This window comes from Ruegeria sp. CH8 (genome assembly GCF_056536985.1).
In genome coordinates, this window is sequence record NZ_JBQFQR010000032.1 from 23,593 (window position 1) to 38,262 (window position 14,670).

Below are 14,670 nucleotides of genomic sequence, written 5' to 3' on the forward strand. Positions count from 1 at the left end.
ATCGCGCTATTCGGCTTTCCACCAACGCTCCATAAAGCTGCTTCCATCCAAATCCAGATTTGATCCGAATTTCTCGGGCGTGCCGACACTTGGGCGCGTGGCAAAGACGTATGAGGCAAACATCGGGATCGCGACACCGCCCTGATTGGCCACGATATCCTGCATCTCACCATACATCTCGCGGCGCTTGTCGGTGTCCAGCTCAGCCCGAGCCTCAACCAGAATCTTGTCGAATTTCTCATGCGACCAAAGAGATTCGTTCCACGCCACACCGGATTGGAACGCCAATGAGAACATCAGATCCTCGACCGGTCGCCCGGCCCAATAGCTGGCGCACCATGGCTTTTTAGTCCAGACCTCGGACCAATAGCCATCATTGGGCTCACGTTTGACGGAAACGTTGATCCCGCATTTCGCCGCCGAGTTCGAAATCAGCGTCGCCGCGTCCACCGCGCCGGGGAAAGCGGCATCCGAAGACGAGAGTTCGACATCCAGCGAGTCCAATCCAGCCTGTTTCAGGAAATACCTGGCCTTGTCTGGGTCGAAAGCCTTTTGCTCCAGCTCGGCATTGAAATACTTCTGACCAGACCCGATCGGATGGTCATTGCCGACCTCGCCATAACCCAACAGAATCTTGTCGACCAGTTCCTGCCGGTCGATGCCCCATTTGATCGCCTGACGGATATTGTTGTCGTCAAACGGCGCGGCATTGGTCAGCATCGGGAAGGAATAATGCTGCGTACCGGCAACCGAATGCAGCGTAACGTTTGGATCACGCGAGACAAATTTGGCCGTCTTGGGGTCAACCTTGTCCGCAATGTCGACCGACCCCGCCGAGAGCGCCGCCATACGTGCGGTTGTATCCAGCAGCACCAGAAGTTTCCATTCGTCCACATGCGCGACATCAGGGTTCCAGTGGTTCACGTGACGGGCCAGATCTGCCGAGATCCCCGGCTGGAAATCCTTTAGTTGATAGGCTCCGCAGCCAATGCCGGATTGCCAGTCAATACTGTCACCTTCGGCCGGAAGGATGGCAAAACGGTAGTCGCTGAGGATGGCCGGGAAATCCGCATTGCCGCCTTCAAGTTCAAAAACGATGGTCTGTGGCCCGTCTGCACGCAGGTCCTTTACACCGGCCAGCAGAGGCGCCCCGGTCGAGGTTGAACCTTCACCACGGTGAAAATTGATCGAGGCAATCACGTCCTCGGCCGTCACCGTGCGGCCATTGTGGAACTCGACCCTGTCGCGCAGTTCGAAGGTCCAGACCGACGCGTCCGGCGATGCCTCCCAAGACTTCGCAAGCGATGGCTGCACGTTGCTGTCCGCGTCAATCGCGGTCAGGAAACCGTTCATGCCCAGGCTCAACGGGATCAGGAAACCCGCTGAGATCTGCCCCGGATTGAGCTGCTCGGTCGTCCCGCCGTGACCGATCCCGGCAATCATGCTTCCGCCCTTTTGGGGCGTCGCCGCGATCGCGCGATCCGCCAAAAGCGTCGCTGCACTGACGGTCATGCCGGTGGCCAGGACACCACGCATGAATTGACGGCGATTCACCTGACGCAATTGCAGACGCTGTTCCATCTGCCGCACGTATTGAAACTTATCCATTGATTGACCTCCCCTGGGTGTCCTTCTGTTGCCCGCAAGATCACGCACCAGTTTAGGCTTAACAATAACGCCACATTATGCTTTTTTTAGTGAGTTTACGCGACTTAGGGCTCAACCGCTTATGCATCAGGATTTAGCTGCAAACCTGCGTCACCTTTGTGCCGACTACCCGTCGGTGGCCGCCGTTTGCAGGGAAATTGGCATCAACCATCAGCAATTCGCCAAATACCTCAACGGTCGCAGCATGCCCTCGCCCAACAACTTGCGTCGTATCAGCCGGTTCTTCGATGTGGGCGAGCATATCTTGCTGGGCGATCCCGCAGAGCTGCGTCGCCACACCACTCAGTTGGCGAAAACCGAGGCAGACCGGCGGCGCGACCCCCTGATTGATGTATTTCCGGGGGATCTGCAACGGCTGCGGGCTTTTCTGGGGTCTTATCAGGTGTTTTTCCGCGCCCCGGACGATCCCAGCAAAGTCATCATCAACGTGGCCTTTCTGGATGAGCGCAATGGGACGGTCTACAGCCGGGTCGTCGAAGCGCTGAGCGAAGGAAAGTCATCGACGCGCCGCTGGACAAGATGTGACGGCAAAGCCGCATTCCGCGCAGGGCAGGTGTTTGTCGTCGATTCCGAGCGCGGCCCGGACGCGCCCCTCAGCCTTTACATTCTGAACAAACCACATCGCGACAAGTCCAAGCTGTTGTTCGGCACCATGTCTTATCTCGCGTCGTTATCCGGGCGGGCACCGACTTCTTCGCCCGTTGTCTGGAAACGTGCAGAGAATTACCGCTCTGTCCGAGAGCTGTTCTCAAAAAGCGATATCGTCGATCTGCAAAGCACCAGGGTAGAAATGAAAGTCCGGCAACACCTTCTGCGCGCGTCCGAATGACGGGTGTGGCGCAGGCTTTGGGGTTAATTGACGACCATGCGCTGTGTACGGGCTGATCGAACAGGATCACTGGTCTGTTAGACGACGTTTCGACCACGTCTGACAAGATCCAAGCGAAGATGCGCAAGCCTCACACGTCACCCGCGCTGGAACCCGCCAACCGTCCGAAAACAGACCCGTTTATCAATCCGGTTCCTCCGGGATAGTTAAAGAAGAAGACGCCCCCAACCAGTTCACCTGCTGCAAAAAGCCCGGAAATCGGAGCAAGGCCGTTGTCCAGCACCTGAGTCGTCTCAGGATCAATGCGCAGACCGCCGAACGTGAAAGTGATGCCGCAGCCGACCTGATAAGCTTCAAACGGGCCTTGTTCGATGGTGTTGGCCCAGTTGGATTTGGGAATGTCCAGGCCCTTGGTTCCGCGCCCATCCTTGACGTTCGGGTCGAAAACCGTGTGTGTGTCCACGGCGGCGTTGTAGGCTTTGATCTCGTGCAAAAACGTCCGGGAATCAACCCCTTAAAGCTTTTCGGCAAGCGCCTCCAGCGTCGGCGCGGTCACTTTGGTGACCCGCTTGATCCGGTATTCGTCGCGCAACAGATGCGTTATTTTGGAATCGAAGATCTGCCAGGCAAACTGATTGGGCTGGTCCAGGATCACGCGGCCATATTTGGCGTAGGTATAGTTGCGAAAATCCGCACCCTCGTCCACGAAGCGCCGCCCGGTCGCGTTGACCATTATACCCCATGGATAAGAGTGTTTTTGGAACCCGTCGCCAACATCCAGATCACCAAATTCGGGTGCGTTATAATCCCAGCCAAGTGAGTGGCACCCGGACCAGTTGCCATAGGTCGAGGCCCCAATCTCCATCGCCATCTTTAGGCCCTCACCGGTGTTGAATCGCGAACCGCGTACGCGCGCCATCTCCCAGGCGGGGCCGAGGTAGCGGGTGCGCATCTCGGGGCTGGCCTGAAACCCTCCTGCGGCAACAACAACCGACTTTGCGCTGGTATTCTCCAACTGGCCCTTATGGCGCACCTTCACACCCGTCACCGCATGGCCGTCCTTCAGCAGTTTGACGGCGCGGGTGTCATAGCGGGCTTCGATGCCCGATGCTTTGGCGATTTCCGTATGGGCGTCCACCAGCCCCGGACCACCGCCCCAGCTTTCCAAAGTCAGACCGCCCCAGAATTTGAAGCGCCCATCGACCTTGAAAGCCTGGCGGCCATAGATCGGCATGAACCGAATACCCTTGGAACGCATCCAGAGCATAGTCTCTCGTGAAGACCGCACAATGCGTTCACACAGGGCCGGATCGGTGCGGAATCGAGTGACGCGAAACATGTCGTCAAAGAATTGTTCCTCGGTATAGGTGCCGAAATCGGTGATCACGATCTGGTCCCCCGAAAGGTCGGGGCAAAGCGCGCGAATGTCGTCGACCCCGTCATACGCAAAGCGGATGGCACCCGCGGTATAGCGGGAATTGCCACCGTTTTCCTCGTTGGGCCCGCATTCCAGCATCAGGACGCTTGCATCCTTTTCACGCGCGGCATGGGCGGCGCAAAACGCGGCGTTTCCGGCACCGATCACGATAGTGTCTCAGGTGGTCATGCTTTTGCCCCTTCCTGCGGTGCCTTGAAAAGGTCTTTGCGCAACGTCATCAGCGCGCCGGGGTCGATATTGGCTTGGATAACCGTCGTTTCCTTACAGGATATTGCCTTGCGCACAGCTGGTCCCAACCCGCCCGGGCCGTCGACCCAAACACCCTTACCGCCACAAAGTTCCGCAAATCTGTCAAAGCGGGGAGATTTGATTTCGGCCCCCAAAAGGCGTCCGCCGAAGAACTCCTGCTGATAGGCTTTCTCGGCGCCCCAGGCCTCGTTATCCAGAACGACGATCACGATGGGCAGATCATGCGAAATGGCAGTCTGGATTTCAATCATCGTATACCCCACCGCGCCATCCCCCATCACTGCGACGACCGGGCGGTCGGGGGCTGCGGCCTTGGCGCCGATGGCCGCCGGCAGACCGAACCCGACCAATCCGAAGTCCAACGGCGTGATCAGCGACAGGGGCTCGTAATGCGCCAGCCGATCGGCGGCTTGCAGGCAGGTATTGCCGGTGTCCAGCGTGACGATTGCGTTTTCAGGCAGCGCATCGCGCAACTCGCCCAAGGCGCGGCGGGGATGCATGGGCAGGGTCTCGATCGCGGCTTCTCTGGCACGCTCAGCCCGGAGGGTGTCCATGTCGGAACGAAATGCATCGCGCCAAGACCCGCAATCTGGTTTGGACGCGGCGTCTGTCAGCGCCTCGGCGGTCAGGCGCGCATCGCCTTGGGCTGCAATTTCTGCCGGGAAATAACGCCCTACTGCAGAACCCTCGACATCCACATGCGCAATCCGCGTCTCGGAACCGACATATTCATTGCTGAGAAAGGTCGAGTTGAACCCGAGCCGCGCGCCCAACACGACCATCACATCGGCCTCTTTGGTCAGGCGACTGGCCACGTGATTGCCGCGCGGCCCGGCTTGCCCGGCAAACCACGGGTGCCCGTGACGCATCACATCAGCATGACCGGTCGAGGCCACTATGGGCACCTCCAACGTCTCGGCCAAGGCGGTCAGAGCCACGCGCCCCCTGCCCCATTTGAAGCCTCCGCCCGCGAAGATTAACGGACGTTTTGCCGAGGAAAGCAGTTCAGCCATCGCGGCGACATCCTCCGGGGCGGCAGGCCCCGGGCGCGCGATGTTCACGGGGGTCGGATCGATCACCGGCACCTTGGCGGCAAACAGATCGCGCGGCACATGCAACACCACCGGCCCGCGTCGGCCCGCATTCGCCAGCCGGATTGCATCCTCCAGCATCGGCACCAGTCGGGACAGGTCGCTGACCATGACCGAGCGTTTGGAGATCGGAGCAAACAGCGCCACCTGGTCGACCTCCTGGAACGTGTCCTTGTGCTGATCGGCCCGCGTGATTGCGCCGGCAATGACCACCATCGGGGAATACGCCAATTTCGCCTCGGCCACGGCAGTGACGATATTGACCACGCCGGGCCCGGCTTGCGCGCCCAGCACAACGCCGGGTTTGCCGGTTGTCCGCGCCCAGGCATCCGCCATGTGACCCGCCGCGCGCTCGTCCCGCGCTCCGACATAGGCCACCTCACCGCCCCGATACATGGCGTCGTACAGCTCCAGCATTGAGCCGCCCAACAGGCCGAACACAGTGTTGATCCCGTTGGCCTTGAGCACGCGATAGACGGCCTCGCCGCCGGTAATGTGGGTCATGGGTCTAATCCTCGGATCTTTGCGCCAGGTTCTGTGGGTCAAAAATTGCGTCGTCATGGACGGTCACGGGAATTGCGCGATTCAGGATCTGCACGCGCAACCCATCGCGGGGCGTACCTGCCCGCACGAACAGCCAGCCCAGCGACTTGCCGACCGTGTAACCGTACCCGCCCGAGGTGGTCAGACCAACGGGCGTCCCGTTCAGCAACACGGGCTCACCGCCTTGAATATCCATGTCATCGGCATGAAGTTCCGCGTAAAACAGCCGCCAGTCCGGATCGCAGGCCAGAAGAGCGTTTTTGCCGACAAAGTCTCGCCCTTCGGCGCGCACAAAGCGGTCCAACCCAACGTCAAACGGGCCAACATCCGTGGTCAGTTCGGCGCTCGCCCGATAGGCCTTCTCCATCCGCATCCCATTGAACGCGTAAGAGCCGAGATCGACCAGCCCGTGCTTGGCGCCAGCGTCGAACAACGCATCATACAGCGTGCCGATCCGGTCCAATGGCACATGCAACTCCCACCCAAGCTCACCGGTAAAGGACACGCGCAACGCGTAGCAGGCGGTGCCCGCCACGGTGATCTCCTGACCCGATAGCCAGGGAAAGGCGGCGTTGCCGAGATCGGCTTCGGTCATCTCGGCCATGATCCGGCGCGCGGCTGGACCTGACAGGGCTAGCATCCCCCAATCAGCTGAGCGGTTGATCATCTGAACGTCTTCACCGGGCCGGATATGGGACCTGATCCAGTTAAAATCAGCGTTGGCCCGCGCGATGGCAGAGCCGGTAAAATACCGATCCCTGGCGATGCGCCAAATGGTGATCTCGGTCTCGAACTTGCCCATTGGGGTCAGCAGGTGGTTCAGACTGATCCGCCCGTCCTTGGTCGGAAGTCTGTTGGCCGACAGCCGGTCGAGCAAGGCCTCAGCATCCCTGCCGGTGATCTCGAACTGCGCAAACGCACAGAGGTCGATCACACCGGCGGCGGCGCGCGTGGCCCTGGCCTCGGCCATGGCGTGTGTGTGCCAGTTCTGATGCCCCCAGCCGATTTGTTCGACCTCGCCGATCTGACCGAAATAGCGGGGGCGCTCCCAGCCTGCCACTTCGCCGAACACCGCACCCTTTGCGACCAGCCGGTCATACAGCGGGTGACGGTTCAGCGGGCGCAGGCTTTTGAACTGTTTGCCGGGGCACGGCGTATCATGGCGGCGCATGAATTCGTCCTTGGTGCGCTCGACGATGAAATGATCGGTGCTGAATTTGCCATAGCGGCGCGGATCCATACCGCGGGTGTTGATCTGGGTTTCGCCATGCACCATCCAGTCGGCCAGCACCTTGCCGGCCCCGCCGCCCCAAGCCAGCCCGATGGACGACCCGCAGGACAGCCAGACATTCGGCGCACCCGACGGCCCCACCAGCATACCCCCATCCGGAGTATGGGTGATTGCCCCGCGCACCACACGCTTGATCCCCAGATCGGCCAGAATGGGCATTTTGTCGAACGCCACCATCAGGAAATCGCCAATCGAGTCGTAATCTGCCTCGAACAGCTCATTCTCGGCGGCCCAGGGCGCGCCTTGCGGCATTTCCCAAACCGTGGAGCAGACATGGCCCTCATATATCCCGATCAGGCCCGATTTCTGCTCTTGCCGGATATAGCCGCCAAACGCATTGTCACGCATGATGGGCAGTTCGGGGCGATCCAGAAACTCGGGAACCGTATCCGTGACCAGAAAATGGTGCAGGCATGAGACCGAGGGGATTTTCAACCCAAACCATTCCCCCACCTGATTGGCGTAGGAACCCGCGGCGATCACCACATGCTCGGCCAGCACATCCCCCTTTTCCGTGCGCAGAAGCCACATGTCGCCCTTGCGCGACGCCCCGGTAACCCGGTTGTGCCGCTCAATCCTGGCCCCACGCGCACGAGCGGCCGCGGCCAGCGCCATGGTGACACCCGACGGGTCTATGTGGCCGTCTTCAAAGGTGTGCACAGCAGCCTTGATGTCAGAGGTCCTGTAAAACGGATTGCCCTTGGCCACCTCGTCCGGCCCGACCAGTTCCATCGGCAGGTCCAGCAGCTTGCCGACGCCCATGATCGACTTCATCCAGTCGACCTCATCGTCGGTGGTGGCGATCCGAAACCCGCCGACCTCGTGCCAGCCGATGCTCTGTCCGGTTTCCGCCTCGACACGCTTGTAGGTCGCAATCGAGGTCTTGTTGATCCAGCCCGCGATCCGGCTGCCGACCGCATGGGCAATCTGGCCCGCCGCGTGCCATGTCGACCCGCTGGTCAGCTCGGCCTTTTCGAACAGGATCGTGTCGGACCAGCCGTTCTCGGCCAGCTGGAACTGGGCGGCGACACCCATGATCCCGCCGCCGATGATGGCTACCTGTGTGGTGCGGGTCGTGTCACTCATTGGAACGCCTCTTTGGCGGGTTTCAACGCGGCGCGGGCAGTGTAACGGGTGCAGGCGATTTCCACCTCAACCTCCCATGTGCCATCCGCGGTCGAGGATTTTTCGCTAAAGAACCCTGGCGGGCCCGAGATCATCGCCAGCGCGACAGAGCGCCCGAACCGGTAACTCCAGGCGGCCGAAGTGACTTGCCCGACGACCTGCCCCGCGAAATAGACCGGCTCGTCATGGATCGGGATGGCTTCGGGATCATCAAACAGCATCGAGACGATCCGGCGCGCAGGTATGTGATCCTGCAGCGCGTCTTCGCCCACGAACCCCGTGCCCATGGCGCAGAACGCGTCCAGACCGACCTCATGCGGAGTGGTGCCGGGGGTCAACTCGTGCCCGAAGGCGCGGAACCCGCTCTCGATACGCAGGCTGCTGCTGGCATAAAGACCGACATGGCTGGCCCCAGCGTTCAGCAGCGCCTCATACGCGGCCATGGCCATGTCGGCGGGGATATACAGTTCATACCCCTCTTCGCCGGTGAAACTCAGCCGCCCTGCCCAACCGCGTGCAAGGCCGATTTCGACCGGCGCGAACTGAAAGCGTTTCAGGTCAGGAACCGGCGTGTTCGTGGTCGCCTGCAACACGCTGCGCGCCCTGGCCCCGGCCAGGCCCAGAATGGCATAACCGCTGGTCACGTCAGTGAACTCCGCACGGAAATCGCCCCGGATCTCGCGCATATGCTTGAGGTCTCGCACAACTTCGCCCGCGCCGGTGATCAGCAAATAGGCCTCTGGTCCGTGACGCTGCACGGTCAGATCACTTTCGATACCACCTCGTGAGTTCAGGATTTGGCTGTAGGCGATGCGCCCCTCGGGCAGGTCCATCTGCGCCGTGCAGAGGTGGTTGAGGAACGCACAGGCATCCGGCCCCTGCACCATGATCTTGCCGAACGCAGATTGATCCAGAAGGGCCGCGCCGCTGCGGCAGGCCTCGACCTCCGCTGCAACCTGATCACGCCAGGGCGGGGCACCAAAGCTCAGCGGCTGATGTGCGGCTTCACCGCCGAAATGCACCGCCCGTTCCCAGCCGCCGCGCGCCTCGAACTGTGCACCCACCGCCATCAGTCCCGCGTGAATGGGCGAGCGACGTTGCCCCCGCGCGCTGTCCATCGCACGGCCTGGAAAGGGGTTGTCGTAATGGCGGCCCAGCACTTCCGGGATGCGGGCCTCCAATGCGGCCAGCACATTCATCTCGGGGCTGAACCGGCGAATATCGGCCTCGTTCAGTTCCATGGTCGGCGCGCCGGCGATGATCCATTCGGCCATCGCCCTGCCCGCTCCCCCGGCCAGCGCAATCCCGGTCGAATTCATACCGCCCATCAGAAACAGACCCGGCACTTCGGGGCTTTCGCCCAACATGAACTGACTGTCGAGGGTGAAGCTTTCGGGCCCGTTGAGCAGCATCCGCACCTCGGCCCGGTCCAACGCGGGAATCCGGCGCAGGGCGTTTTCCATCATGGGCATGAAGTGATCCCAATCCTCGTCCAGCAGATCAAAGCTGAAATCCTTGGGCAAACGGTCCAGAGACAGGCCCCTGGCGTGCGGTTCAAAACACCCCACCAGCAATCCTTCGACATCGTCGCGGGCATAGAGGAACGCGTCCTGATCGTTCAGCGTCGGCAGATGGGCCCCTTTGCCAAGCGCCTGCACCTCGGCCAGCGGTTTGGTCAAGATGTAGAAATGCTCGCAAGCATAAAGCGGCATATGCGCACCTGCCATCGCCGCCACTTCGCGGGACCAGAGGCCGCAGGCAATCACGACCTCATCGGCGGCAATCACATGGTCCCCCACCTCAACGCCCGAGACGCGCCCTGCCGTTTTCTGCAATCCGGTGACGGCGGTATCCTCGAAAATCTGCACACCTCGGGCGCGGGCGCCTTTCGACAGCGCCAACGCCACGTCCGAGGGGTTCACGCGACCATCCGCCGGGGACCAGACCGCGCCGATCACGTCATCCGTTTCGATCAGCGGCCACAGCTCTTTTGCGCGTTTGGCATCGACCATCTCGGCCTCAAGCCCGAAAGCGCGGCCCAATGAAACCTGCCGTTTGATATTGGTCAGCCGATCCGGGTTGGTCGCCAGTGTCAGCGACCCGGTTTGAATCCAGCCAGTGGCCTGGCCGGTCTCGTGTTCCAACTCCCCATAAAGGTCGATCGAGTAGTTGATCAGCTTGGTCAGCGTCGCCGAAGGCCGCAGGCGGCGCACCAGACCGGCGGCGTGCCAGGTGGTGCCCGAAGTCAGTTTCGAGCGCTCCAACACCACGATATCTTTGCGCCCCTGACGGGCCAGATGGTAAGCGACCGAGCAGCCGATGATTCCACCGCCGATCACAATTGTGCGGGCATGGGACGGCAGAGTCATGGCAGGACCCCGTCACGGATCATGTCGGACAGGGTGGCGCGAAACGCCGCTATCGCTTCGTCAACCAGCTCCGGATCATGCGCGGCCGAGGTGAGACCCGATGTGTAGGACATGATGTCCACTCCACGCGCCAACATACCGTCGCGATAGGCTTTGACCGTTCCTTTAGGCATCCCGCGGATCTGAACCGGGCTGAGACCGTCTATGGTGTCTCGTCCGAAGAACACGTGAAAAACCGAGCTGTCGCCATAGACCAGCCCGGCAACGCCCAGATCCGACAACGCGGCGTTCATGCCATCGCGCATCCGGGCCGCCATTGCATCGGCTTGGGCCTGCGCCTCGCCGCTTGCCAGCAACGGCATCGCGGCACAGGCTGCGACGGCCACCAGAGGCGAGGCATTGAACGTGCCCTTGTGGCTGACCGCTGGTGCAATGCCCTGATGGGCGGTCGAGTTGTTCATCAATTCCATGATCTCGACCCGACCACAGACCGCGCCGCCCGGCAGACCCCCAGTGGCGATCTTGGCCAGTGTCGTCAGGTCGGGAACGATTTCATCCCGGGCCTGCCGCCCGCCGGGCGACCAGCGGAACCCGCTGATGACCTCATCAAAGATCAGCACCACGCCAGCCGCTCGTGCCACGTCGTGCAATGCCCACAACGTCTCGGTCAACAGCGGCACCGAGCCGTAATTGGCCCCGGAAGCCTCGATGATGACCGTGCCGATGCGATCGTCCTGCAGGGCGCGTTCCATCGCTTTGGGCTCTGCCGCGCAGACATGGATCAACTCGTTCACCGCCTCCGGAACCCCCAGCGACTCGGTTTGAAGGGTTCCAGGCTTCGCGCCCTTGAGAACATGGTCGTGCCAACCGTGATAATGCCCGTCCACTCGCAGCACATGATCCTTGCCGGACTGCGCTCGACCCAGACGTACGGCCAGCATGGTCGCCTCGCTGCCCGAAGCGGTAAACCGCGTTCGCCCGGCACAGGGGTAAAGCCGATTGATCCATTCGGCCCAGAGGATTTCAGCCTCGTGGCAGTCGGCGCTGAAAATTGCCTGTCCGGCTTGCTTTCTGATCGCCTCGACGATCGCAGGATGCCCATGCCCCAGCATCTGGCTGGCGCTGCCCATCTTGAAATCGATATAACGCCGGCCCTCGATGTCCCATTTCTCGGCCCCCTGCGCGCGCTCAATGTAGACGGGGTGCGGATCGCGATAGCGCAGTTCGTGGCTGACACCACCCGGAAGGACTACGCGGGCGCGCGCACTGAGGTCAGAATGGCTCATTCAGATCGTCCGATTTGGGCCCGGGTCAGGCAGATGTCGAAATGTCTCCGCACCGTGTGATCGATGTGATCAGGGATATGCGCAGGGAAGTGGTCTTTCAGGATTTCACGCGCGCGTTCGCGCGCCACATCCCCGATCCTTTGGCCGCCTTGTTCCTGCCAGTCGCGCGGCGCCCGGCGGTCGCCGATTTCGGGATAAAAATAATCCGACTTCATCCGGCTAAACGTGTGCATTTCGCCCAGATAATGGCCCTCCCCACGACACACATCCGCGATGACATCCGCCGCGATGTTTTCGGGCGTCGCTTCGATCCCGCGAATCGTGCGCAGAATGTTGCCCAGCAGATCGTTATCGCTGACATAGGCGGCGTGGCTCACACCCAGAAGGCTCGACATCATGCCGGCTGCCTGGGTGACGATGTTTGAACCCGCATGAGCCGCCATGGTCACAGCCAGCGATTTCTCGGCCCCGTACTGAGCATCCAGCCGCTTGGCATCGGTGATCCCGGCGATCGAGCTGGTAGGCAAATCCCAATGCCGCCCCATCTGCGCGGCCCCCGCCATCAGAATGGCCTGTTCGCCGCCGCCGCCGCTCATCGAGCCGGTGCGCAGATCGGCAACCAGCGGCTTGGGCGCAAAGATCGCCTTGACCTCGGGATCGACCAGACGCGCAAAAACCAGCCCGGCCAGAGTTTCCGCCACCGCCTGCACCAACGATCCGGCAATCGTCGCCGGGCTGGTCGCCCCGGCCTGACCGGCACTGATCAACTGAACGGGGAAACCTGCCCTGATCGCCAATTCCAGCACTTCGCAGGCTTCTTCAGCAAAGCGCATCGGCGGGACCACATGGCAAACCATGACCGTTAGAAAAGGGCGGTCACGAAACGCAGCCTCGCCGCCTGCGATACAGTAGCAAAGCTCGGCGATCCGGGCGACGTTTTGCGGCTCGGTGATCGAAATCGACACATGCTTGGACGTGCCCGCCAGGCAGGCATACGCCGTATTGATGTCCATCAGAGCATTGTCTTCGATGTCCCTCGCCACAACCGACCGGCTGAAATGGTGGATATTGTCCATCTGATCCACGATCCGGGCCGCATCATAGAGGTCCTGCAACGTCGAGTCGCGATAGTCGTGGGTATCAAGGTCGAACACGCCCGGCGCCGCTCCGCCGGTCGACATATGCACACGCGGCCCTTCGATCTTAAGATCTCGATCAGGCTGTTGTCCGCAGAGCGTGAAACCGCGGTGCGCCCCGTCAATGGCCCACCGAACCAGATCGGGGGGAAACAGCAAACGACCGTCTTCCGTCGCCGACCCGCCCGCCGAAAGCACCTTGTCAGTCATCGACGGAATGGCCTGAGTCAAACCAAGCTTTGCCAGCAGCAAAAAGGCTGAGTCCTCGACCAACGCCACCTCCTCCGCGGAAAGCGGCTTGAGACGACCACCCATCACACCCGGCCAGACAGGCAGAGCGTTTTGGTCTTGGGTGGTATCTTTCAGCCGGTCTTTTCGACCTCGGCGGCGATTGGGCTTGATCATCGGGACATGAGATTTGCTTTTCGTCAGAACAACCTTTCCAGAACAAAACTTCATTTACAAAGGCATCATTCTCATCAATAGATGAGTAAAACTACGCAATAGACTTGGTATGAAACCTTCCCTTCCCGCCTTGCGCGCCTTTGAAACAGCTGCCCGTCTGGGCAGTTTCCGTGCCGCCTCTGAGGCGTTGTCGGTTACCCCGACAGCAATCAGCCATCATATTCGCGGCCTGGAGGATCAGCTTGGCACCAAGCTTTTTGTTCGCAGCGGACGTGATGTAATGCTGACAGAAGACGGAGAGAGGCTTGCGGATGCTGCCGGGCTGGCCTTTGGGATATTGGATGAAGCCGTGCGCACACTTCACCGCCGCCCCCGCAAGGTGGTTCGTTTGGCGGCAGGTCCGATTTTTACGGCGCGATGGTTGATGCCAAGGATCAGTGATTTCTGGGACTCTCACCCGGACATCGAGCTTGAGGTTCTGCCAACCTTCGAGCCCGCAACAACCGCTCAGGAAAACATCCACATCGTGATCCGTTGGAATCGGATGGCGGACGCGCCGGGCAACGCGATCAAACTGCTGGAACTCAGCCCGGTTGCCATTGCATCAAGGGCCTTTGTTGCCGCGCATGGGCCGATTGAGGACCCAAAAGACTTGTTAGATTTGCCCCTGCTGCATCAAAGGAACCGTTGGGGATGGCTGGATTGGTTTTCCGCCATGAACGTCCCTGTGGCGGACAGGTTGCGCGGCGCGATCTTCCAGGACGCAAACGCCCTGTTGCGCGGCGCAGCCGAAGGACAGGGGATCGTAATCGGCTGGCTGCCGCTGATTAACCAGGACCTCGCCGAGGGAAGAGTCGTTCGGCTTTTCGATGAGGACATCCCGCCAACGCATGGCTATTTCATTGAAGTTCGAGGCACCAATCCCGCCCGACGAGAGGTGCAACAGGTCGTGGACTGGCTTGCAAACTAACTCAATGTCGCGGCCCTCAACCCGAAGGTTTTTCAAGCGGTTGTGTTGCAAAGTTTCTTTCTAGCCGAAGAGATTACGGCGGATCTTCAAGTTAAGCAGCCAACTCAGAGAATTGTTTGAAAGCGCAGAGTCCGGGGGATGTGTCGCAAACTCTGGGGTCTAGTTGACGAGCCTGCGTGATCTGAGGTTTTTACTGGTCGAATAATTTTCGAACAGGTTATTTGAGCATGATCTCGTTAAAAAGCTTTCATTTCCCCAAGGGTGCAGTTT

The 14,670-nt window shown here is 60.7% G+C and carries 8 protein-coding genes and 1 pseudogene; 2 read left to right on the forward strand and 7 right to left on the reverse strand.

Features of this window, described 5'->3' with window-relative positions:
- Positions 1-6: 6 nt before the first annotated feature.
- Entirely contained in the window at positions 7-1,608 is a 1,602-nt protein-coding gene (locus ACR0ER_RS22945; protein ID WP_480770875.1) for an ABC transporter substrate-binding protein, read from the reverse strand.
- A gap of 121 nt (positions 1,609-1,729) precedes the next feature.
- On the opposite strand from ACR0ER_RS22945, the gene ACR0ER_RS22950 reads away from it, so the two are divergent.
- Positions 1,730-2,497 carry a helix-turn-helix domain-containing protein gene (locus tag ACR0ER_RS22950; protein ID WP_480770876.1) on the forward strand — a complete coding sequence of 256 codons (768 nt, stop codon included), beginning with the start codon at positions 1,730-1,732 and terminating at the stop codon, positions 2,495-2,497.
- Positions 2,498-2,627: 130 nt separating this feature from the next.
- Here ACR0ER_RS22950 and tcuA read toward each other — a convergent pair.
- The 6 genes and pseudogenes from tcuA to ACR0ER_RS22980 form a co-directional block, all read right to left on the reverse strand.
- Positions 2,628-4,082: pseudogene (gene tcuA, locus ACR0ER_RS22955) on the reverse strand (FAD-dependent tricarballylate dehydrogenase TcuA).
- Between the two features lie 17 nt (positions 4,083-4,099).
- Positions 4,100-5,779: a thiamine pyrophosphate-binding protein gene (locus ACR0ER_RS22960; RefSeq protein WP_480770877.1), complete on the reverse strand. Its 1,680-nt coding sequence runs from the start codon at positions 5,777-5,779 to the stop codon at positions 4,100-4,102.
- A 4-nt stretch (positions 5,780-5,783) separates the two neighbouring features.
- Positions 5,784-8,195, reverse strand: a complete 2,412-nt coding sequence (locus tag ACR0ER_RS22965) for an FAD-dependent oxidoreductase (RefSeq protein WP_480770878.1) — start codon at positions 8,193-8,195, stop codon at positions 5,784-5,786.
- Entirely contained in the window at positions 8,192-10,603 is a 2,412-nt protein-coding gene (locus tag ACR0ER_RS22970) for a GcvT family protein (RefSeq protein WP_480770879.1), read from the reverse strand. Before ACR0ER_RS22970 ends, ACR0ER_RS22965 begins: the two co-directional genes overlap by 4 nt.
- The gene (locus tag ACR0ER_RS22975) at positions 10,600-11,889 is read right to left on the reverse strand and encodes an aspartate aminotransferase family protein (RefSeq protein ID WP_480770880.1); all 1,290 of its coding nucleotides are present in this window, start codon (positions 11,887-11,889) and stop codon (positions 10,600-10,602) included. The genes ACR0ER_RS22970 and ACR0ER_RS22975 overlap by 4 nt, the downstream gene beginning before the upstream one ends.
- The gene (locus ACR0ER_RS22980) at positions 11,886-13,430 is read right to left on the reverse strand and encodes a trimethylamine methyltransferase family protein (protein ID WP_480770881.1); all 1,545 of its coding nucleotides are present in this window, start codon (positions 13,428-13,430) and stop codon (positions 11,886-11,888) included. The genes ACR0ER_RS22975 and ACR0ER_RS22980 overlap by 4 nt, the downstream gene beginning before the upstream one ends.
- Positions 13,431-13,539: 109 nt before the next feature.
- Between ACR0ER_RS22980 and ACR0ER_RS22985 the strand changes: the two genes are divergently transcribed.
- A complete protein-coding gene (locus tag ACR0ER_RS22985) occupies positions 13,540-14,400 on the forward strand; it encodes a LysR substrate-binding domain-containing protein (RefSeq protein ID WP_480770882.1) in 861 nt (286 codons plus the stop codon).
- The last annotated feature ends 270 nt before the right edge of the window (positions 14,401-14,670 follow it).

Coding starts and splice junctions, on each gene's coding strand:
- ACR0ER_RS22945 (WP_480770875.1), bottom strand. CDS start 1,608: ATGGATAAGTTTCAATACGTGCGGCAGATGGAACAGCGTCTGCAATTG.
- ACR0ER_RS22950 (WP_480770876.1), top strand. CDS start 1,730: ATGCATCAGGATTTAGCTGCAAACCTGCGTCACCTTTGTGCCGACTAC.
- ACR0ER_RS22960 (WP_480770877.1), bottom strand. CDS start 5,779: ATGACCCACATTACCGGCGGCGAGGCCGTCTATCGCGTGCTCAAGGCC.
- ACR0ER_RS22965 (WP_480770878.1), bottom strand. CDS start 8,195: ATGAGTGACACGACCCGCACCACACAGGTAGCCATCATCGGCGGCGGG.
- ACR0ER_RS22970 (WP_480770879.1), bottom strand. CDS start 10,603: ATGACTCTGCCGTCCCATGCCCGCACAATTGTGATCGGCGGTGGAATC.
- ACR0ER_RS22975 (WP_480770880.1), bottom strand. CDS start 11,889: ATGAGCCATTCTGACCTCAGTGCGCGCGCCCGCGTAGTCCTTCCGGGT.
- ACR0ER_RS22980 (WP_480770881.1), bottom strand. CDS start 13,430: ATGATCAAGCCCAATCGCCGCCGAGGTCGAAAAGACCGGCTGAAAGAT.
- ACR0ER_RS22985 (WP_480770882.1), top strand. CDS start 13,540: ATGAAACCTTCCCTTCCCGCCTTGCGCGCCTTTGAAACAGCTGCCCGT.